General features: G+C 61.1%; 16 protein-coding genes. 8 read left to right on the top strand and 8 right to left on the bottom strand.

Annotation, left to right across the window (positions count from 1 at the left end):
• The first annotated feature begins 171 nt into the window (after positions 1-171).
• Positions 172-1,194: a serine hydrolase gene (locus CD351_RS00940; RefSeq protein WP_111990886.1), complete on the top strand. Its 1,023-nt coding sequence runs from the start codon at positions 172-174 to the stop codon at positions 1,192-1,194.
• Positions 1,195-1,291: 97 nt separating this feature from the next.
• Here the strand turns inward: CD351_RS00940 and CD351_RS00945 are convergent, their stop codons facing one another.
• Positions 1,292-1,555: a hypothetical protein gene (locus tag CD351_RS00945; protein WP_111990887.1), complete on the bottom strand. Its 264-nt coding sequence runs from the start codon at positions 1,553-1,555 to the stop codon at positions 1,292-1,294.
• Between the two features lie 275 nt (positions 1,556-1,830).
• Here CD351_RS00945 and polA point away from each other — a divergent pair, with 275 nt between their 5' ends.
• Positions 1,831-4,671 carry a DNA polymerase I gene (gene polA, locus CD351_RS00950; RefSeq protein ID WP_111990888.1) on the top strand — a complete coding sequence of 947 codons (2,841 nt, stop codon included), beginning with the start codon at positions 1,831-1,833 and terminating at the stop codon, positions 4,669-4,671.
• Positions 4,668-5,744 carry a mechanosensitive ion channel family protein gene (locus tag CD351_RS00955; protein WP_111990889.1) on the top strand — a complete coding sequence of 359 codons (1,077 nt, stop codon included), beginning with the start codon at positions 4,668-4,670 and terminating at the stop codon, positions 5,742-5,744. The genes polA and CD351_RS00955 overlap by 4 nt, the downstream gene beginning before the upstream one ends.
• Here the strand turns inward: CD351_RS00955 and CD351_RS00960 are convergent.
• Positions 5,741-8,074 (bottom strand): CDC48 family AAA ATPase, encoded by a 2,334-nt coding sequence (locus CD351_RS00960; RefSeq protein ID WP_111990890.1) that lies wholly within the window; start codon positions 8,072-8,074, stop codon positions 5,741-5,743. The genes CD351_RS00955 and CD351_RS00960 overlap by 4 nt on opposite strands.
• Before the next feature lie 509 nt (positions 8,075-8,583).
• On the opposite strand from CD351_RS00960, the gene CD351_RS00965 reads away from it, so the two are divergent.
• From CD351_RS00965 to CD351_RS00985, 5 genes are read left to right on the top strand one after another with little or no spacing between them, the layout of a single operon-like run.
• Positions 8,584-9,306 carry a CoA transferase subunit A gene (locus CD351_RS00965; RefSeq protein ID WP_111990891.1) on the top strand — a complete coding sequence of 241 codons (723 nt, stop codon included), beginning with the start codon at positions 8,584-8,586 and terminating at the stop codon, positions 9,304-9,306.
• A 6-nt stretch (positions 9,307-9,312) separates the two neighbouring features.
• On the top strand, positions 9,313-10,671 hold the full coding sequence (locus CD351_RS00970) for a hypothetical protein (RefSeq protein WP_111990892.1): 1,359 nt from the start codon (positions 9,313-9,315) through the stop codon (positions 10,669-10,671).
• Positions 10,671-11,327: a CoA transferase subunit B gene (locus tag CD351_RS00975; protein WP_111990893.1), complete on the top strand. Its 657-nt coding sequence runs from the start codon at positions 10,671-10,673 to the stop codon at positions 11,325-11,327. The genes CD351_RS00970 and CD351_RS00975 overlap by 1 nt, the downstream gene beginning before the upstream one ends.
• Positions 11,324-12,820 (top strand): S41 family peptidase, encoded by a 1,497-nt coding sequence (locus CD351_RS00980; RefSeq protein ID WP_111990894.1) that lies wholly within the window; start codon positions 11,324-11,326, stop codon positions 12,818-12,820. Before CD351_RS00975 ends, CD351_RS00980 begins: the two co-directional genes overlap by 4 nt.
• A gap of 38 nt (positions 12,821-12,858) precedes the next feature.
• The gene (locus CD351_RS00985; RefSeq protein WP_111990895.1) at positions 12,859-14,010 is read left to right on the top strand and encodes a CaiB/BaiF CoA-transferase family protein; all 1,152 of its coding nucleotides are present in this window, start codon (positions 12,859-12,861) and stop codon (positions 14,008-14,010) included.
• On the opposite strand, the gene CD351_RS00990 is transcribed toward CD351_RS00985, so the two are convergent.
• From CD351_RS00990 to prfA, 6 genes are all read right to left on the bottom strand, one after another.
• Complete coding sequence (locus CD351_RS00990) at positions 14,007-15,206, bottom strand: DUF418 domain-containing protein (protein WP_111990896.1); 1,200 nt, start codon at positions 15,204-15,206, stop codon at positions 14,007-14,009. The genes CD351_RS00985 and CD351_RS00990 overlap by 4 nt on opposite strands.
• An 18-nt stretch (positions 15,207-15,224) precedes the next feature.
• Positions 15,225-16,472, bottom strand: a complete 1,248-nt coding sequence (gene metK / locus CD351_RS00995) for a methionine adenosyltransferase (RefSeq protein WP_111990897.1) — start codon at positions 16,470-16,472, stop codon at positions 15,225-15,227.
• Between the two features lie 95 nt (positions 16,473-16,567).
• Positions 16,568-18,229, bottom strand: a complete 1,662-nt coding sequence (lnt, locus tag CD351_RS01000) for an apolipoprotein N-acyltransferase (protein WP_111990898.1) — start codon at positions 18,227-18,229, stop codon at positions 16,568-16,570.
• A gap of 32 nt (positions 18,230-18,261) precedes the next feature.
• Positions 18,262-18,894 carry a DUF4167 domain-containing protein gene (locus tag CD351_RS01005; protein ID WP_111990899.1) on the bottom strand — a complete coding sequence of 211 codons (633 nt, stop codon included), beginning with the start codon at positions 18,892-18,894 and terminating at the stop codon, positions 18,262-18,264.
• A 247-nt stretch (positions 18,895-19,141) separates the two neighbouring features.
• Positions 19,142-19,966, bottom strand: a complete 825-nt coding sequence (gene prmC / locus CD351_RS01010; protein ID WP_111990900.1) for a peptide chain release factor N(5)-glutamine methyltransferase — start codon at positions 19,964-19,966, stop codon at positions 19,142-19,144.
• Positions 19,963-21,030 carry a peptide chain release factor 1 gene (gene prfA / locus CD351_RS01015; RefSeq protein ID WP_111990901.1) on the bottom strand — a complete coding sequence of 356 codons (1,068 nt, stop codon included), beginning with the start codon at positions 21,028-21,030 and terminating at the stop codon, positions 19,963-19,965. Before prfA ends, prmC begins: the two co-directional genes overlap by 4 nt.
• Positions 21,031-21,198 lie beyond the last annotated feature (168 nt).

Consider the following 21,198-nt stretch of genomic DNA (forward strand, 5'->3'; position numbering starts at 1 on the left):
AAGGGTCGAGATGTTCCGGTTACAGGGTCTATAGTGGGTGAAAGCCGGAACCCGGCGCGTGCGCCGCACAATTCATCGCACACGGCGAATCGAGTGCTTGCCGCGACGAATCCGCCCTATCAGACTGCGCGATTAAGGCGTCGCTAACCCTGTTCGGAGTAATAATCGCTGATGGCTCTCAAACATCGCTCCCGGTTCTTTGGTCTCGTTGCCGCTGTCGCTGCGACCTTTTCTGTCACTGCAAATGCGCAGACCAATGACCTTCATGCGAATTTTGATGATGCATTCGGCACTGAGATTCGCGCGCCCGAAACATTCGAGGCGATCTACGCCAACAGTTTCGAACAGCGCATTGCCGAACTGGCTGACGGCGGCCGCGGTCGCATCGGCGTGGCTGCGCTGGACCTGGCTACCGGCGAAAGCGTGTCGGTGCTTGGAGATCAGCTATTCCCGATGGCTTCGACTAGCAAGATCGCGGTCGCTGCCGCATATCTCGAAATGGTCGAGCAGAACAAATACTCGCTGACGTCCGAATTCCCGCTGCTGATCCCGATCCGATCGGCAAAGTTTTCCTCGCCAGCTGCTCCGGTGCGCAAGGGCAATTACATGCCCGCCATCGACCTGATCGAAATCATGATCACGCGTTCCAGCAATCCGGCGACCGACGCGTTGCTCGCCGCTGTGGGCGGACCTGAAAAGGTCAATGACTGGATGCGCCGCCAAGGCATCACCGACTTCTCGATAGACCGCGATATCGCTACGCTAGTGCGGGACGATGGCGAGTATGATCCGGCGAACTGGATCGACCCGCGTGACGCTGCGACGCCGAGCGCGATGGTGCGCTTGCTCCAAGGCCTTTATCGCGGCGACTTCCTCTCGGATCAGAGCCGCCAGGTGCTGCTTGGCGCGATGAGCCGCACGGTAACAGGCCGTCGCCGGATCCCAGCCAACATGCCTGACGAAGCTGTGGTGAGCCACAAGACCGGTTCGCTCAACAACACGTCCAGCGATATCGGCATCATCGAATCACCGGATGGTCGCGCGATTGCGGTTGCAATCTATGTCACAGGGCAGGGCACACGCCTCAATCGCGAAGCGCGTATCGCGTCGATTGCTCGCGCTCTGTATGACGGGTTCGCTGCGCGCGCGCGCCAGAACCGCAACTGGACGTCTGCACCGCGCACTGGCGGCTGATGGACCCAACTAAATTTGCCAAAGAAAAAGGCGGCACCCGATGGGCACCGCCTTTTCTTTTGCATTGCCGTGAGGGCGATGATGCAAGCTTAAGCGATTACTCGCCTTCGCCTTCCATCATTTCTTCAGCGTCGGCAGCAGCTTCTTCAGCAGCAGCTTCGACGTCGTCAGCAGCGCCTTCGGCAGCAGCTTCGGCGTCAGCAGCAGCTTCGTCGACTTCTGCAGCGGTTTCGTTGGCCATTGCGTCGGCTTCAGCAGCCATTGCGTCTACTTCAGCGTCGGCTTCAGCAGTTTCTTCAGCACATGCAGCGAGGCCGAGAGCCGAGGTTGCGATTGCAGCAGCAAGAACGATCTTACGCATAATTCAAATTCCTTGTTCAGCGAATGGAACTGGCGGGCTTCGAAATGAAGGCCCTGCCAAAGCCGGATGATCCCCCGGCTCCGATGCCTAAATAATGGCCGAAATGTGGCGATACAAGCGAAATGTGGCGAAATCGGTCATAATTGCCCTTTTTCCGCCTCAATTCGGCCGTTCTTTGCAACCGGTTCATCGCGGCCCGTCGCACACAATTATCGGTGCATGACCCCAGTCAAACCGGCTTACGCGCAAACCGAAGCGGTGCTAGCACACCGGCCATGTCATCTGACCAGCAGCACCTCTATCTCGTCGACGGTTCGTCATACATCTTTCGCGCCTATCACCGCCTGCCCCCGCTCACCGATCCGGAGGGCACTCCGGTGGGCGCCGTCTATGGCTACACGACGATGCTCTGGAAGCTGGCCGACGACCTGGATGCAGCGGACGGGCCGACGCACCTTGCGGTGATTCTTGATAAGGATTCCAAGAGCTTCCGCAATGATATCTACCCTGAATACAAGGCAAACCGTCCCGAACCGCCCGAGGATCTGCGCCCGCAATTCCCACTGATCCGCGATGCGACCCGCGCCTTCAGTCTGCCGTGTATCGAAGAATCGGGGCTAGAGGCGGATGACCTCATCGCTTCCTACGCAAGGGCTGCCCAGCGCGAGGGCTGGAACGTTACCATCGTCTCCTCCGACAAGGACCTGATGCAGCTGGTCGGCGAAGAGAACGGTGCGCGCATCGACATGCTCGACACGATGAAAAGCGCGCGAATCTATATCGAGGAAGTCCAGGAAAAATTCGGTGTGACGCCCGACAAGGTTGGCGATGTACTCGCGCTCATGGGCGACAGCGTCGACAACATTCCCGGCATTTTCGGGGTCGGGCCAAAGACAGCCTCCAAGCTCATTTCCGAGCACGGATCGCTGGAAGCCGCGCTGGATCAGGCGCCCGGCATGAAGAAGTCGAAGCTGAAGGAGCGCCTCATCGAAGGTCGCGACGATGCTGAGATGAGCCGCGTTCTTGTCACGCTGAAGGAGGATTGCGACCTCCCGATGCCTATCGACGAGATGAAGCTGGAAGGCATACCGACCGAACCGCTCGCAGCATTTCTTGAAAAGCACGGGTTCACGTCGCTTCTGAAGCGACTCGGTGCAGGAGCAGGAAGCCCTGACCGGCCCAATGATCTGAACCCCGCCAAGGCTCAAAAAGCGGGAGACAAGGGCGAGGCTGACGGAAATCGCCAGCCGCTCCCTGAGACGCCCAAGATAGACCGTAGCGCCTATGAAACCGTGCAAACGCTGGACCGGCTGAACGAGTGGATCGCACGCGCCACGGCAGCGCGGCTTGTCGCGGTCGATACCGAGACTTCGTCGCTTGATTCGATGGTCGCCGATCTCGTCGGCGTCAGCCTCGCTCTTGCGCCGAACGATGCCTGTTACATCCCGCTCGCGCATGGCGGGACCGACATGTTCTCTGACAAGCCTGAACAGATCGCGATGGAGGACGCACTTGCCGCGCTGAAGCCGATGCTAGAGGACGACAGCGTTCTCAAGGTCTTCCAGAACGGCAAATACGATCTCAATGTCCTTGCGCGGGTCGGCATCGACGTTTCGCCAATTGAAGACACGATGGTGATGAGTTTCGACCTCGACGCTGGCCGCGGCGAAGGCATGGGAGGCGGTCACGGGATGGACGAACTGTCCGAACGCCACCTCCTGCACAAACCGCTCGCTTTCAAAGACGTGTGCGGGACCGGAAAGAAAGCGATCCCGTTCGGCGAAGTCCCGCTCGACCGCGCGACCGAATATGCTGCCGAGGACGCCGACGTAACATTGCGGCTTTATCGCGTGCTCAAGCCGCGCCTTTCGGAAGAAGGCGGCACGAAGATCTACGAACGCGTCGATCGGCCGTTGATCCCGGTCGTTGCGGGAATGGAGCGTGAGGGGATCAGGGTCGATCGCGCGCGCCTGGCCAAACTGTCGGAGGAATTCGCTGCCACCACGGCTTCGCTCGAAAAGGAAATCCACGAAATCGCCGGACAGCAATTCGCTGTCGGGAGCCCCAAGCAACTGGGCGAAATCCTGTTTGACAAAATGGGCTTCAAGGGCGGCAAGAAGGGCAAGAGCGGCGCATATTCGACCGATCAGTCCGTGCTCGAAAATCTCGCGAAGGACGACGCTGCCAAACCGATCGCCGACAAGGTGCTGGAATGGCGGCACCTGTCGAAACTCAAGTCGACCTACACCGACGCTTTGCAGGCACAGATCAATCCCAAGACGGGCCGCGTGCACACCAGCTACAGCCTGGTTGGCGCACAGACAGGGCGGCTATCTTCGACAGACCCAAACCTTCAGAACATCCCGATCCGCACCGAAATCGGGCGGACCATTCGCGAAGCTTTCGTCCCCGATGACGGCAACGTCTTACTCGCCGCCGACTATTCGCAGATCGAATTGCGCCTTGCCGCGCACATGGCCGATGTCGACACGCTCAAGGAGGCCTTCTCCAACGGTGAGGACATTCACGCGCGCACCGCGACCGAGATGTTCGGTGAGGTCACGCGCGACACCCGCGCGCGCGCCAAGACGATCAACTTCGCCATACTCTACGGCATTTCACGCTGGGGGCTTGCCGGGCGGCTCGAAGTCGATCCCGACGAAGCGCAGGACATGATCGATACCTATTTCAAGCGCTTTCCCGGCATCCAGCGCTACATCATGGAAACGCTCGAAAGCGTGCGGACACGCGGCTATTCCGAAACCCTTTTCGGTCGCAAGACATGGTTTCCGCGGATAAATTCGAAGAACCAGGCCGAGCGTCAGGGCTCCGAGCGCGCAGCTATCAACGCGCCGATTCAGGGGACCAGTGCCGACATCATCAAACGCGCAATGGTACGAATGCTGCCGGCTCTGCGCGATGAAGGTCTCGGCGACGTGCGGATGCTGTTGCAAGTGCACGATGAACTGGTTTTCGAACTGCCCGAAAGCGATGTCGAGAAAGCATCGCCGATCATAGAGCGCGTCATGGCCGACGCCGCGCTGCCGGCTGTCTCTCTCGACGTGCCGCTCGCCGTTGATATCGGCACGGGCCCATCCTGGGATGCGGCGCATTGATCCAGACATACGCAAACGGCAACTGGTCGATCAACTGGGACGAAGTCGCGGTTTCGGGGATCGCCTTTCTGGTGGCGATCGCACTGGGCTATATTGCCTACCTGGTCGTGTTCAAGATCGTCAGTCGTATCGCGCGCCTGTCGGACGTGGCGGTGGACGAGATCGTCGTCCGGCGGATCCGCCAACCGATCAAGTGGTCTTTTCTCGCCATTGGCGTCACCCTGGCGGCGCAAACCGATCCAGTTTTGCGCGAATTGTGGGAGCCGCTGGCACGCTTCCTGCGCCCCGCCCTCCTCGGTTGGATTGCCTACAACGTCGTTCGCGGACTGACCGCCGCGATGGAATTGCGGATGGCCGATGCCGATCCGGTTGCTTCGCGCAGCCGCCGTACCCGCGTTGCGGTGCTATCGCGGATCGTAGTTTTCGCCATCGTGGTCATCACCGTGGGCCTGATGCTGTTTTCGATCCCATCGGTTCGGGCAATCGGCACGACTATGCTCGCATCTGCCGGTCTTGCAGCTCTCGCCATCGGCGCTGCGGCTCAGCCTGCTCTCAAGTCGCTAATCGCCGGAGTGCAGGTTGCGCTTACCGAACCCATGCGCATCGGTGACATGGTCAGGGTCGACGGCGACACAGGCCGGGTCGAGGAAATCCACATGAGCTTCGTCACCGTGCGTACATGGGACGACCGGGTGCTGGTCGTACCAACCAGCCGGTTCCTCGACGAGACGTTCGAGAACTGGTCACGGCTCGATGAGACGCTCACCGGCACGGTGTTCCTGCATCTCGACCCGATCACCGACGTCTCCCCCATCCGCGCCGAGTTCGAGCGCTATATCGAAACGCACGAATTGTTCGATGGCCGCAGCCATGGCCTCGCCGTTACAGAGGCCTATCCTGAAAGCCTGGAGCTGCGGATCGTCGTGAGTGCAGAGAACCCCGGCGATCTTTGGACCCTGCGCTGCGATGTGCGCGAGCATATGATGGCATGGCTGCGCGAAAACATGGAAGAAGTCCTGATCCGTCACCGCCTCGAAGTGCCACACGGACACCCCAAGGCAGGCGAGCCCTAGGCCTCTTCGTCAGTGCCGTGCTTGCTGGCGCGTGACGGCGCAAGCGTGTCGGGTGCGAAGAACCCGATCGGATTGGCCTCCGCCGCGCGCTTTTTGAGCTCTCCGCGCATCTTGCGATATTCGGCTTCCATACGCGGGGTAACGGTCGCCCGGCTATCCTCAAGCGCATCTTCGAAATCCTGCATGTCGACAGCTTTGACGTCGCCGCCCATCCGCCTCAGCGCGCCAAGCCCGGCGCGGCGCACCACATCTTCGAGATCGGCGCCGGTAAAGCGGGCTGTCTTCTTCGCAATCTTGGCAAGATCGACATCGTCCGAAAGCGGCATGGCCTTGGTATGGATACCAAGAATATGCTCGCGGCCTTCTTCGTCCGGCGTTCCGACATAGACCAGCTCATCGAACCGTCCGGGACGCAGCAGCGCTGGATCGACCAGTGCGGGACGGTTCGTTGCTCCGATGACGATCACCGATTGCAGCTCCTCTAGCCCGTCCATCTCGGCAAGGATCGTGTTGACGACGCGCCCTGTCACTTGCGGCTCGCTCTGTCCACTTCCACGAGCGGGCACGAGGCTGTCGATCTCGTCAATGAAGACCACGCATGGCGCGACCGCACGCGCACGGGCGAACAGCTTGGCAATCTGTTGCTCGCTCTCTCCGAACCACTTGGACAAAAGGTCTGAGCTCTTCATCGAAATGAAGTTCGCCTCGGCTTCCTTGGCGACCGCTTTTGCGAGCAAGGTCTTGCCGGTGCCGGGAGGGCCGTAGAGAAGAAAACCTTTCGCTGGCCGGATACCCAGGCGCCGGAAGGCTTCTGCGTTCTTGAGCGGTAGTTCGATGCCTTCCTTGAGCTTGTCGATCGCGTCGCCGACACCGCCGATATCGTCCCAGCCGACATTCGGCACCTGCACCATGACTTCGCGCATTGCCGATGGCTGGATGCGCTTCAAGGCGCTGAAGAAGTCCGAGCGCGTGACACACAGGTCCTCAAGCACGTCCTGCGGGATGGTGCGTTCTTCGAGATTGAGGCGCGGCATGATCCGGCGCACGGCGTCGATGGCCGCTTCTCGGGCGAGTGCTGCAATATCGGCCCCTACGAAGCCGTGGGTGACACGGGCGAGTTCGGACAGGTCCACCGCCTCTTCCAGCGGCATCCCGCGCGTATGAATTGCGAGGATTTCGCGGCGGCCGCGCTGGTCGGGGACACCGATTACGATTTCCCGGTCGAACCGGCCCGGACGGCGCAAAGCCTCGTCGATCGCATCCGGGCGATTGGTTGCTGCGATCACCACGAGGTTCGCGCGCGATTCGATGCCGTCCATCAGGGTCAGCATTTGGGCGACAAGGCGCTTTTCCGCCTCGCCGGGTACACCGCTGCGCTTGGGTGCGATTGAGTCTATCTCATCAATAAACACGATCGCGGGCGCAGCGCGGGTCGCTTCTTCAAAGACTTCGCGCAGGCGCTTTTCGCTCTCGCCATAGCCCGACCCCATGATTTCCGGGCCATTGATCGTAAAGAATTCGGCGTCGCTCTCGTTGGCGACCGCCTGCGCGAGGCGAGTCTTGCCTGTGCCGGGTGGGCCGTGAAGCAACACGCCCTTGGGCGGGTCGACGCCAAGACGGGTGAAGAGTTCCGGATAGCGCAGCGGCAGCTCGACCATTTCGCGCAATTGCTGGATGGTGTCTTCCATGCCGCCGACATCGTCGTAATTGACCATGCCGCGCGCATCGCGCGGTTCTTCGAACTCGGCTCGCAGTTCGACCTCGGTGTTTTCGTCGATGTGGACGATGCCCTTGGGGCTGGTCGCGTGAACCGACAATCTGATCTGCGTTAGCGCATAGGCAGGGGCGCGCAGCATCTGGCGGACGTCGGGCGGCATGTTCTGCACCGGTTGCTGTCCGGTCGTTGCCACAAGATCGCCGGCTGTAATCGGCTTCTTGAAGAAGTTTCGCTTGAGCGCTTGCGCCGGACCTTGCAGCCGCATTTCGCGCTGTGCCGGCGCGAAGACCACGCGGGTGGCCGGGCGCGATTCGGCAACGACGATTTCTACATGTTCGCCCGATGCGGCCTCGGCATTGCCGCGCTGCAGGCCATCAAGCCTCACCACATCAAGCGAATCGTCCTCAGGATAAGCCGCCATCGCGATAGCAGCCGTGGCGCGCTTCCCGCTGATCTGGACAACATCGCCCTCTGTAATCCCAAGCTGTTTGAAGGCTGTTCGAGGCATACGGGCTATTCCCTGCCCCGATTCCTCTTGTCTGGCGGGCGCGACCTGCAAGCGCACCGTGCGATCTGAAGTTGCTGCGTCAGTTTCACTCGGCGCGTCGGCCATGGGCAAGTCCTCTGGTCGTTTGGGATCGGCAAATAGAATGGCTGTCCGCTAGCTAGGAAACGGCGGAACTTTATGCAAACCGACAAGATGCCTGATTGATCCGGTGCGAATGGGCAGAACCACTGGCCAAAAAAAAGCCCGGCGCGAAGCCGGGCTGTGAAAGTTTGGGAGAGGATGCCTAAAAGGCACAATCAGATATGCTCGCAGGCTCGTTTTTGTGCAAATGCGAAAGCCGCACTGCGAATTGCAAGTATTGCAACTTAATCCGCGATTAATGCGAGATTTATGACATTTTTTGCACCGAGAGCTGACTAATTATTGATCATCAGCCCAAAATTAGTGCAAGTTGAAATTCGGTTCATGTTGCAGTGCGGTGCGAAGGGGTCCGATAATCTGGGGTGCGATCCTCGCCCGTGACATGACCGGCACAACATACTAATCAATCAGCGAGTTAAGTCCCTGACATCGCTTTCAGGGCTCGATTGAACTGCAAGGGACCGGCACAATTCATGTCAAAGATTTTTCCTGACGCCGCAGCTGCGCTCGACGGGGTCATCGCCGACGATTTTCTTATCGCATCGGGCGGCTTCGGATTGTGCGGGATACCGGAACGGTTGCTCGACGCGATCCGCGACAGCGGCGTCACGGGCCTTACCTTCGCCAGCAACAACGCTGGTATCGATAATGAAGGGATCGGCAAGCTCCTGCGTACCAAGCAGGTTAAGAAGATGATCTCATCCTATGTCGGGGAGAACAAGGAGTTCGAACGGCAATATCTCGCTGGCGAGCTCGAAGTCGAATTCTGTCCGCAGGGAACCTTGGCTGAGCGTATGCGCGCAGGCGGCGCAGGCATCCCCGGCTTCTACACCAAAACAGGTGTCGGCACACAGGTGGCAGAAGGCAAGGAACACAAGGAATTTCCCGACCAGGACGGCGTGATCTCGACCTACATCCTTGAGCGCGGAATTTTCGCCGATCTTGCCATCGTGAAAGCCTGGAAGGCCGATGAAACCGGCAACCTCATCTTCCGCAAGACCGCGCGCAACTTCAACCAGCCGGCCGCGACTTGCGGCAAGGTCTGCATTGCAGAGGTCGAAGAGATTGTACCAGCAGGCGCGCTTGATCCTGACTCGATCCATCTGCCGGGCGTATTTGTGAACCGCATCGTACTCGGGGCACCCTACGACAAGAAAATCGAATTCCGCACCGTAAGAGAGCGCGAGGAGGCATAGCGGGTCATGGAGGGGAGAAAGATTTACAAACTGGCGCTACTCGCCGGAGCGGCGACGATGCTGCAAGGCTGCGTCGCTGCCGTCGTGCCGCTGGCAGCGAGCGGCTTGATGGGTGTCAGCGTCGCAGACGGCGATGACGAACCGACACCTGCAGTCGCCGGACCGGCCATCGACCCCAGCGTTATTGTCGAGACCAGGCCGACCAATACTGCATTGGCAGACAGTGGCTCCGCCCCTGCGCCTGAGACCAGCTCGACCGCCCGCATAGCCATGGACACCGAAGAGGCTGTTGTTGAGGCGCCTGCGCCTGCCGCGACCGTGACAAATTCGGTCGCGGCGGAAGCGAGCGTTGAGACCGCCCCATCGGCGTCGGAAGAGTTTGCCTCTGCATTTGCCGCAACCGGAGCGCAGGAAGCAACAAGCCCCGTCGCTGTCGAGGCCGCAGATCCGGTGACGGATGCAAGTGAAGAGGCCGCGCTGGCTGGTCCGATCGATCAAGCTGAAGCTGCTCAGGTGTCGGCACAGCCTTCCGCGTTTGACAATGCCCAGGTCCGCCGAATTGCGGTCGATTCCGAGGTAGCGCTTGCTGATACCTCGGCTGACACGCGATCGGTTTCCGCTTCCGAGGCAGCCGCAGCGCTTGCAACGGGAACGGCGGCGGGCACAGTTGCCGCAGCGACCGCTGCCCCAAGCGCGAGCCAGCGCCGAGCGCCTGCCCCTAGCGCGATCGCGACCGCGCCTTCATCCGACGAGTCGCCCGTGATCCCGATTTCGGCGTCGGCCTCTTCGGCCGCTGACCCGACCGCTATCACCGCGCTGATTTCCTACGCCAATCAGAGCAAGTTCGAGTTCAGACCCGGCCAGTCGCGCACTTCTGCGATTTTGATCGACCGGGTCAATCTCGAACCTGACCGCGCCAGTTGTGTTGGTATTCAGCCCACCGTCCTGATCGATCTCGACCCGAATGAAGGCACGTTTTCACCGCTCGATGCAGGGAATCCGCCTGCGGGTCTTGCTGCAGGTCTCGACCGGTTGCGCGCTGCGGGCGTCGCAATCGCATGGATATCGGGTGGAGCGTCTTCGTCCTCGGAGCTGTATCGCGATGCGCTTGCGCGCACGGGTCTCGACGAATCGGGAGCCGACCAGCTGCTGCTCATGCGCGGCCCCGACGATCGCAAACAGATCCGCCGCGAACAGCTCGCTCAGCAGACCTGCCTCATCGCCATCGCCGGCGATGACCGATCCGACTTCGATGAGCTTTACGACTACCTCCTCAATCCCGGTGATGCGGCGGTGCTTGAGCCGCTGATTGGTGAGGGCTGGTTCCTCATACCCACCCCGCTTCTGTCCGAAAGGCCCAATTGATGACCGACCAACCGAAAGGCTGGACCCGCGACCAGATGGCAGCGCGCGCTGCGAAAGAGCTGGAAGATGGCTATTACGTCAATCTCGGCATCGGCATCCCGACACTGGTCGCAAACCACATTCCCGAAGGAATGCTGGTAACGCTGCAGAGCGAGAACGGGATGCTGGGCATCGGCCCCTTCCCCTACGATGACGAGGTCGACCCCGACCTCATCAATGCTGGTAAGCAAACCATCAGCGAGTTGCCGCACAGCGCCTATTTCGACAGCGCAACGAGCTTCTCGATGATCCGCGGCGGGCATATCGACCTGACCGTGCTCGGCGCGATGGAAGTCGCTGAGAATGGCGACATCGCCAACTGGATGATCCCGGGCAAGATGATCAAGGGCATGGGCGGCGCGATGGATCTCGTCGCGGGCGTGAAGAAGATCATTGTCGTCATGGATCACACGAGCAAGGCGGGCGATCCCAAATTCATCCCCGAATGCACGCTGCCGCTGACCGGTACAGGCGTGGTGGACATGGTCATCACCAATCTCGGCGTGTTCCTGCGACCCGCGAAAGATGCAGGCTTCCAGCTGATCGAGCTTGCCCCCGGAGTGAGCGAGGAAGACATCGCGGCCAGCACGAGCGCAAGCTACGAGGTTGCCCTGTGATCGGGGCGGCGCGCCGGACGCTTCTCGCGCTGGCCGTCGCTGCTGCATTCCTAACAGCACCTGCCCACCTCGCCGCTCAGATGCCTGAAGAGCGCGACTGGAGCGAAGCGCTGCGAAGCGATGCGCAGGCTCTGCACGACATGCTGGCAGAGCACCATCCCGGGCAGGTCGACGAACAGAACCCGGACTTTGCCAGGAACAACGCGGAGCAACTGGCGCTCGCGCTCGAACGGGCGGAGAATGCCGATAGTTTTGGCGACTATTATTACGCGCTGCGCATTTACGTGTCCTCCTTTAACGACGGGCACCTCTCGCTCGGCGCGCGCGGAAATACTCCGAACAATTTCCAGTGGCCCGGCTTCGCTGCGAATTACGACAATGCGGGCGATATCCGGGTCACCTTTGCCGGCGAGCGATCACCTGCCCCGGTAAACGCAAAACTCGTCTCGTGCGATGGTATGACCGCTTCTGAATACGCCGAAGCGACCAAGGGAGCCATGTGGGGGCAGTGGTCGCTTGAATCGCAGCGGCGTCAGATCGGCAAATATCTCTTTTTTGACGAGAGCAGCGGTTACGTGCCGACAGCCGAGCGTTGTGTGTTCGAACATTCTGGCGGCCGATGGGATGTTGCGCTCGACTGGCAACCTATCACAACGGAGCGATTGCTCGAAATAGTACGTTTCGGGCAGTCGTCACGCCCTGGATTTGCCAGCAAGAGCACAGAAAGCGGCCTGCGATGGTTCTCAATGCCGAGCTTCAACGGCGACCCAAGCTCTGATGCGGCAGCAGAGTTGAACACGATGCTGGCCGAGATGCGCACCGACCGCGGCGAGCTTTCTGATGCAAAAGCAGTGGTGCTGGATCTTCGCGGCAACGGTGGTGGATCGTCCGACTGGTCTTATCAGATGGCGAAGGTTCTTTGGGGAGAGGCTGCAATCGCAGCCCTCCCGAAGAAGGACCACTATGCCCAATGGCGCGTGTCGCAGGCGAACCTCGATCATCTTGTGACCACCTATGAAAGGCTGAAGGAAGGCGGCGAGGTTACGCCAGAAATCAAGCGCTATCTGGAATCAGCGATCGCCGGCATTACCGCCGGGCTTGAGAGCGGCGCCGAGCTTTGGGGCGAGCCGAACTTTGACGACGCAAATGCGGACCTCCTCGACACAAACAGTTCCGAGCCACCGATCGAGGCACCGATTTATGTCATCACCGATGGTCGCTGCATGTCGGCCTGCCTCGATGCAATGGACCTCTGGCTGGCATTGGGCGCGACCCATGTGGGCCTGCCGACCTCGGCAGACACGGTCTATATGGAAGTGCGCCGATACACGTTGCCAACCGGTGTCGTAGGCGGTGTCTTGCCGCTCAAGGTTCATCGCGGGCGGGCGCGCGGGTTCAACGAGGCGCTCATCCCGGCCCACCGCTTCAACGGCGATATGACTGACAATCAGGCGGTCGAAGATTGGGTTTCGCAGCTCGTTCTTGCGCAATGACTTGACCGGGCGCACCGCCTGACGCAGCAGCCAGAAACATGTGGCTCGATAATCCTCGCAATCCAAAAGCCCCGCTCGCAGGCTTCAAAGTGCTTGAGCTTGCACGCGTCCTCGCTGGCCCATGGGCTGGACAGATCCTGTCCGATCTCGGTGCGGACGTCATCAAGGTCGAAAGCCCGGAAGGCGACGGGACGCGCCTGTGGGGACCGCCCTGGGTGGAGCGCACGGGCGCAGACGGGGAAACACGGCGCGAGGCCGCCTACTATCACGCTGCCAATCGCGGCAAGCGTTCGATCATCGCGGACTTTTCAATCGAGAACGACCGTGAGCGAATTGTAGAGCTGGCACGAGGGGCCGACGTTCTGATCGAGAATTTCAAGACCGGTGGTCTTGCGAAATTCGGCCTCGATTACGCATCTCTTTCGTCGATCAATCCCGCGCTCGTCTATTGTTCGATCACAGGCTTTGGCCAGACCGGTCCGCGCGCTCATGAGGCGGGGTATGACTTTGTCATTCAGGGCATGAGCGGCTTCATGTCCGTTACCGGTGAGCCGGGCGGTGTGCCGGTCAAGATGGGCATCTCGATCAGCGATCTGTCGACGGGCGTATATGCGGCGAACGGCATTCAGGCCGCGCTTATTCAGCGCATGAGGACCGGCAAGGGGCAGCATGTCGACATGAGCTTGCTCGATTGTTCGGTCGCTTTGCTGGCGAACCAGGCAAGCTATCACTTTACCACCGGCGAGAATCCACCGCGCATGGGCAATGCGCATGCGCAGGTCGCGCCCTACGGCGTATTCCCGGTCTGCGATGGGCACATTATCCTCGCCCCTGCCAATGATCGGCTGTTCGCGCGGCTTGCCGAAGTGCTCGGCCTGCAGGAACTTGCCAGCGATCCTCGGTTCGCGGGCAACGGTGAACGCGTAACAAATGCTCACGAACTTGACGCGATCATCGCCGATGCGACAGCCTCTTGGTCGAAGGCCGATTTGATGGCCGCATGCAAGGCGAAGGGCGTACCAGCAGGGCCAATCAACCATCTGGACGAAGTGTTTGCAGATCCGCAAGTGATCGCACACGGGATGCGGGTCGATCTGGGCGGGATGCCGGGAGTGCGCAGCCCGTTCACATTTTCCGAGGCCGAACTCGCCCTCGACCGGCCATCACCGATGCTAGGCGAAGACGACTAGCTCAATCGCGCGGATATCCCGCGCCAGATGCGCTCAAATGGGCCCTGACCAAACCACTGTATCAAGATCGGCGACCATGCGAGCATGGCTGCGATGGGTATGATGCTGAGCGCGAAACCCTGCGCCCTGCTCACTTCACCGAACAACCCGAGCCCCCAGCTCGCGAATAGCGACGCGAAGCTCAGCGAAGTCATCAGGTAGTTGGTAAGCGAGAGCCTGCCCACCGATGCAAGCCGACCAGTGATGCTTCCTTCCTGATCGAAGAAAGCCATGGCGAGCGCTGCAAAGCCAAGGCCCAGCAGCGTATCGAAGGGGGCTGACAGAACGATGGCCGCTGCCCCTGCAAAGGCAGGCGCGAAATTGCTATCGGAAACCCACCATGCAAGGGCAAGAAGCGGCGGGAGCGCCAGCAATGCGCATATCGCGGCAAGGCGCTGAAGCCGGAAGGTGCGCCATTGGGCACTCAACATGCGATCCTTCCAAAGCGCCATGCCCAGCGCCATCGCCGCCAGATTCAGCGGTATCGAAGCTGCCAGCACTGCCAATTGAGAGCCGAACCCGTCAAGCCTGCGGGCTATCCTTTCACCCAAACCCTCTCGCCCGATTTCGAGCGCATGGTTGAGAGCCCCGGGATCGCTTCCGAATTGTCGCTCTGCAAAAAGCGCCGCATCGCTGCCGACCCTGCCGACATAAACATCGACCACAGCGCTGCCGAATGCGACCATTCCGCCCCCCACATGCAGCGCGACGAGCCCGATAGCGGTCGCATAAAGTGCGCGGTGGCCAAGCGGTGCGAGCAGAGGGATGGCGAGCCCGGCGAGCGCATAAGCGCGCAGCACATCATTACTCGCAATCAGCAAGGCATGGACAAAGCCAATCATGAAAAGCACAGCCATGCGCGCTAGATGGGGGCGCCAGATAGCATCGCCCGAACGCTCAAGCAGGATCAAGCAACCTGCTCCGAACAGCATCGCAAAAAGTGTGCGAAACTTGTCCTCGATAAAGACGAAACTGGCTGCCCAGACCAAGCGGTCGAGAGCGCCTTCCCCGCCCCAGACCAGCGGGTTGGCATAGGCCTGCACCGGCAGCGCGAAGGCGTAGACATTCATCAACGCGATGCCCAGCACCGCCAAACCGCGCAGGGCGTCCAGCTCGATGATGCGGCCGGTGTCGTTAGTAATGTCGGGCGCTGCCATGACTTGCGCCCTAGCAGGTCAGCCCAGAGCTGCCTTCAACTCATCGACCAAATCCGTGCGCTCCCAGGGGAACAGGTCACCGTCTGCCTTCCGGCCAAAGTGACCATAGGCTGCGCTGACGCGATAGATCGGCTTGTTCAGGCCAAGGTGCTCGCGAATGCCACGAGGGGTGAGACCTCCGAGCTTGCCGACGTTTTTGATCGCGTCTTCAATGGCAGCATCGTCGATGTTTTCTGCACAGGTCCCGTGCGTGTCCACATACAGTGAAAGCGGCTCCGACACCCCGATCGCGTAGGCGATCTGGATCGTGCAACGCTTGGCAAGACCGGCGGCAACTACGTTCTTCGCGAGGTAGCGCGTGATGTAAGCGGCGCTGCGATCGACCTTGGTGGGGTCTTTGCCGCTGAAGGCTCCGCCCCCATGCGGACTGGCCCCGCCGTAGGTGTCGACGATGATCTTGCGTCCAGTCAGACCTGCGTCTCCGTCGGGTCCGCCAATGACGAAGCTTCCGGTAGGATTGATGTGCCAGATTGTCTCGTCCGAGATGAAGCCATCGGGCAGGATTTCCGAAACCACACCCTTCACATAAGAGTGCAGCTCGGCTTCCTTCTCGCCCTCGTCATAGCCCGGCGCGTGCTGAGTGCTGACCACGATCGCGGTGCAGGCAACGGGCTTGCCGTCCTTATAACGCAGCGTGATCTGGCTCTTTGCATCGGGTTCGAGGAATGGCGCGGCTCCCGAGTGGCGGTCCGTTGCCAGTCGCTCCAGGATCTTGTGGCTGTAATCGAGCGTTGCAGGCATCAGGTCTGGCGTTTCATCGCAGGCAAACCCGAACATGATGCCCTGGTCACCGGCCCCCTCATCCTTGTTGGAGCCCTCAGCGCCCGCATCGACACCCTGTGCGATGTGGGCCGATTGTCCGTGGAGGTGGTTTTCGAAGTTGAGGGTCTTCCAGTGAAAGCCATCCTGCTCATAGCCGATGTCACGGACGGTGGAGCGCACGGCACGCTCGATTTCGTCCTTCGCGCCCGGCGCCCAGCCGCCGTTGAAAGCCCACTCCTCGTTCTTGTCGTCATACATCGGCTTGCAACGAATTTCGCCCGACAAGATCACGCGCTGCGTTGTCGTCATGGTCTCGCAAGCGACACGCGCTTCGGGGTCTTTTGACAGCATCAGATCGACGATGGCGTCGGAAATCTGGTCGGAAACCTTGTCAGGATGCCCCTCGGAAACGCTTTCGGAAGTGAAGAGATAATCGCTGCGCATAGTTGTACCTAGGAAGGCCTCCCGTGACTCTCGTTCGTCGTCTCAGGTCACCTTATGCAGACATAAGGAAACCTTTATATGGATGGCCATGGGCACTAGCTGCGCTCAGACCGCAGCGCAAGCAATCTCGGCAGTCCAAGCCCCAGAATTGCAATGAGGGCAGCCCAGGTGAGCGCAAGCGCGTTGCCGAACCGCGCAAAGAGTGTCGGCGGCTTGGCAGCGGGAACGAAGCCCTCCACCTTGCCGGCGACCCCGGTCGGTATGCTCTGGCGAACGATGCCGTTTGCGTCGATCACCGCGCTGATCCCGGTCGTGGTTGCGCGCAGGACGGGCAAACCTTCCTCAATCGCTCGCATTCGGGCCTGAGCCAGATGCTGCGGTGGCCCCCAGCTTCCGAACCATCCGTCATTGGAAGGGTTGAAGAGGTAGTCGGGCCGGTTTTCCCGATCGACGACCTGCCCCGAGAACACGATTTCATAGCAGATCTGCACACCGGCGAGCCCATGCTCCCCAAGGTCCAGCGTCCCCGGACCCGGCCCAGGCTGATAGGGCACTGTGCCCGCTGTCAGGCGCGCGAGGCCAATAGCACCCAGCCAGTTTTCCAGCGGGAGATACTCACCATATGGGACGAGATGCGCCTTGGCGTAATGGTGCGTGATGTCCCCTTCACCGTTCAGCGCCACGACCGAATTGCGCGCAGTTATCGCGCCCAGAACGCCGTCCGGGCGCATACCGATGTCGAGGTTTACAACGCCGGTCAGCAGCGTCGTGTCATCGCCAAGCACCCGCCCGATCCGCTCCCGCGCAAGCGTCGGGTTCGCAGCATAGGTTGTCGCGCGATAATACCGGTCGGGGTAGCCTTCTTCGAGATAATCGGGGATCGCGCTCTCCGGCCACAGGACGAGGCGCGAAGTGTCGTTGCCGGGCCGGGTCAGATCCGCGGTGCGCTGGAACTGCTCTTCGAACTTGGTCCCGTCATTGATCTCGTCCTGCGGGATCAGGGGCTGGACAAGAGTGTAGGCAATGTCGGAGTTGTCCATGGTTCGATGCGGCACAATCATGGGCCCAACGATCACCGCTATGCTGAAACCGACAAGCGCGATTGCCCGGTGCCACTTTGACGGCATGGGACGCGTGGCGAGCCACAAGAAGATCGCCGCAACCAAGATCGCCAGCCCCGACAAGGCATAGGTGCCAAGCCAGGGAAGAAGCCGTGCGACGCCTTGCGCATCCCAATTGCCAAGCAGCATCAGCCCGAGGGGCGGCCATGGATAGCCTGTGAAAACCCAGCTTCTCAGCCATTCGGTGACGATCCAGCCAGCCGCAAACACCGCTCCGAATGCAAGCGGCCCTGAACGCTTTGCCGCCAGATGCGCCGCCAGCGCAGCCAGCGCCGGATAGACCGCCAGATAGACGCACAGCAGCGGAACGGCCGCCCAGCCGAGCACTTCGGGCATCTTCGCCTGATAAGTGAAAGCGGTGGCAATCCAGTTGTTGGCAAGCGTTAGATGCGCCCACCCGAACATCCAGCCGCGCCATGCTGCGCCTTTCCAGGTCGGCGCGGCATGAACGTGCGCCGCGAACAGCGTCAGCGCTGGAAGCGCGATCCACCATGCATGAAGCGGAGGAAATCCGCAGGCCGCGACCAGCCCAAGCAAGGCCGCGCTCAACCCCGGCCAGCGTGAGGCGAAGGACGCCGCCCGCGCGCTCAGACCCGCCAGAGTGCCATTATCGGTATCCAGCGCCGGACCGGCCATCCCTCGTCGATCCTCGATCGGTCGGCTTGGAATTAGCCTACCGCTTCGAGGCTATCGTCGTCGTCCGACGCACTCGATGCGCTGATTGACGGCGGCAGAACGGACGAATCGATCTCACCTTCGCCTGCGCCCTCATCGCTCTTGCGACGCGGCTTGCGGCGCGGCTTGTCGCCCGTGTCTTCCGACTTGGGCTTGCGGGCACGGCGCTTGGGCTTGGGCTGCTCTTCTTCGGAGTCGACCTCTTCGCCTTCCACGCCCTGTTCGCCTTCTTCGTACGATTCGTCATCGCGCGATTCATGCTCGTCCCGACGGTTGCGCGAGCGACGGCTGTTCTTGCGGCTGTTGTTGCCGTCATCCTCGTCGCTGTCGTCGTTCGCCTGCCCACGATCGTCGCCTCTGCCGTCGTTACGCTTGGCGCGCGCTTCGTCCTGGCGAGCCTTGTTGTCGGCGATCACGCGGAAATAGTGGTCGGCGAACTGCAGGTAGTATTCGGCCTGAACCCGGTCGCCATTGTGCTGTGCGTCCTGAGCAAGCTTCTTGTACTTGTCGAGAAGCTGCGGCGCGTTGCCACGTGCACGGCTGTCGATCCGGTTCTGATTGTTCGCGCCGCCCTGATTGTTGCGATTTCCGCGACCGCGGCGACGATTGTTGCGATTGTTATTCAAGGATATTCATCCCGTTACCGACCTGACGCAGCGGGTAATTGCATACGCCCTTGGCCATTAGACCTCTCGTCTGTGCGCCCGACAGAGCGCAGCGCCCCGCGCTGCCTGTGGCCGAGGGCGAGCCCTGACGGCCGTGTGACATCGAATTTGGAGCTTGGCCTGCCCGATTTGCGCCCTTCGCAGATCGGAGACCTGATTCGGAGGTAGCGAGCCGAACCCGGTTTGCCAAGCCCCTGTGGCGTTTTCGTCACCAAAGGACCACGCAGCGTGGCCTATTTGCAAGATCATGTCGCATTTGGACCGCGAAACCGTGACCCTGAGCCATTTCGTTCACCGCATCACCTTGCGCGGCGCCGATCTCCAGCAGCGCGACGCCTTTGGGCGATAAGAGCTTGCGCAGTTGCGGGATGATGACGCGATAGTCGTCAAGCCCCTCCGGTCCGGCAAACAGGGCCGAGGCCGGCTCGTAATCACGCACATCAGGATCAAGCGGTGCATCCTCCTCGACATAGGGAGGGTTGCACAAGATGAGGTCGAAGGTGCCAAGACTGTCGTCCCAGCCATCCTCGCGCCAATCGCGAAGCAGGAACCGCGCCTGTGCTCCGATGAGGCCAAGCGCCTGAGCATTGTCCCTCGCCACTTTCAACGCCGCATCAGACGCATCGATACCGATGCCGGTTGCATCCTCAAGCTCCATCAGCACGGTGATAAGCAGCGCACCCGATCCCGTTCCCAGATCAAGCACGCGCCCGGCGTGCGGGGCGGTCTCAAGCGCCGCGTCGATCAAGGTCTCGCTATCGCCGCGCGGGATCAGGACTTGCGCGGAGACCGCGAAGTCGCGTCCGTAGAACTCCTGAGTGCCGGTGATGTGAGCCACCGGCTCGCGCGCGGCGCGGCGCTCGACAAGGGCGGCAAAGTCTTCTGGCCGGGGGTCTGCCATGTGGCGCAGCAGCATATCCGACCGGTTCACCCCCAATGCGTGAGCCATCAGCAACTCGGCATCGAGCCTGGCGGTGTCGCTCGTGCTCGCCAAGCGCTGGGCGGCCTCGCGCAGGGCCTGTGAAACGGTCACTGCGCCAGCGCCGCCAGCCGTTTGCCCTCGTCCTCTGCGATCAGCGCTTCCACCAACTCATCAAGCCCCGTCCCGGCGAGCACCTCTTCCAGCTTGTGAAGCGTGAGGCCGATCCGGTGGTCGGTCACGCGGCCCTGCGGGAAGTTGTAGGTGCGGATGCGTTCTGAGCGGTCGCCGCTTCCCACCATGGCCTTGCGCGCTTCGGCCTCTGCTCCTTGCGCTTCGTCGCGGGTCTTCTCGTAGAGGCGCGCGCGCAACACCTGCATCGCCTTCTCGCGGTTCTTGTGCTGGCTGCGCCCGTCCTGGCAGGTGACGACCAGCCCGGTTGGCTCATGCGTGATGCGGATTGCGCTGTCGGTGGTGTTGACGTGCTGACCGCCTGCGCCGGATGCACGATAGGTGTCGATCTTGAGATCGCCCGGATCGATCTGCACATCGACCTCATCGGGTTCGGGCAGCACAGCGACGGTGGCTGCCGAGGTGTGAATGCGCCCGCCGCTTTCGGTAACGGGCACACGCTGCACGCGATGGACGCCGCTTTCGAACTTGAGTTTCGCGAAGACGCCGCTGCCGCTGACATTCGCGACGATCTCCTTGAAGCCGCCCACTTCGGACGCGCTCATGCTGACCGGTTCGACCCGCCAGCCCTGCTCGGCGGCGTATTTCTCGTACATGCGGAACAGGTCGCCCGCGAAGAGCGCCGCTTCGTCACCGCCAGTGCCGGCGCGGATTTCCAGCATGGCGGGCTTCGCATCGGCCCGGTCACGCGGCAACAGCGCGATGGCGAGCGCGCGCTCCTTCTCGGGCAGCGCCTCGCGGATCGCGCCAAGCTCTTCCTCTGCCATCGCTTTCATCTCGGGATCGGCGAGCATCTCTTCGAGCCCCTCGATCTCTTCGCGCATCGCCTTCACCTCGCCCGCGATCTTCGCCACCGGCTCAAGCTCGGCATAGTCGCGGCTCGCCTGCACGAAGGCATCGCCTTCCAGTGTACCCGACGCCATACGCGCTTCGAGTTCAGCGAAGCGGTTGGCGATCTGGTCAAGGCGTTCGGGTGGGATTTGCAAGGTTAGAGCTCATTAGTCTGAACGATGGACCGCATGTTACACGGTCCTGGGGGAGAAAAGTGCTGCGGCTTGCGTGCCATATGCGGTCGCTTAGGATAAAGGCACTCGAGGTGGTCATGGGGGCTAAATAGCGTCGTTCGTGGTAAGTAGGAAAGTCAAGCCTCACCT

The sequence above is a fragment of the Erythrobacter sp. KY5 genome, from assembly GCF_003264115.1.
GTDB lineage: Bacteria > Pseudomonadota > Alphaproteobacteria > Sphingomonadales > Sphingomonadaceae > Erythrobacter.